Genomic DNA, 411 nt, shown 5'->3' with positions numbered 1-411 from the left:
ACCTGCGAGGTCACCGGTGCCATCCCCGTCGCCGTCGGCGAAGCTGCGTACGTACACCTGGTAGATGGCGGCCGTGCGCCACCAGTCGGCGGCGGGTCGGGGCAGGGGAAAGTCAGCCACGGAGGGGTCCTTTCGCAGGGGGCGGCCGGGCGCGGCGGCGGAGCTGGGGATCGGGTGGTCAGCCCTTGAGGGAGCCCGCCGTCAGACCGCTCATGATGTTGCGCTGGAAGATCAGGAAGATGACGAGCGTGGGCGCCGAGGCCATCGCGAGCGCGGCGATGAGGTGGTTCTCGGGGACCCCCGTGGACAACGAGTAGATGCCGACGTTGAGGGTCTGCAGGGCGGGGTCCGGAAGGGTGAGCATGGGCCAGAGGAAGTCCTTCCAGACGCCGACGATCGCGAAGATCGACA

The 411-nt window shown here is 68.9% G+C and carries 1 pseudogene; it reads right to left on the bottom strand.

The window, feature by feature from the left end:
* Positions 1–178: 178 nt before the first annotated feature.
* Positions 179–411 (bottom strand): annotated as a pseudogene (locus tag CAY82_RS27670) (carbohydrate ABC transporter permease); the annotation flags it as partial.

The sequence above is a fragment of the Pseudomonas sp. SID14000 genome, assembly GCF_002165135.1.
Taxonomy (GTDB): Bacteria; Pseudomonadota; Gammaproteobacteria; order Pseudomonadales; family Pseudomonadaceae; genus Aquipseudomonas.
This window is presented reverse-complemented; position numbering and strand designations above follow the sequence as displayed.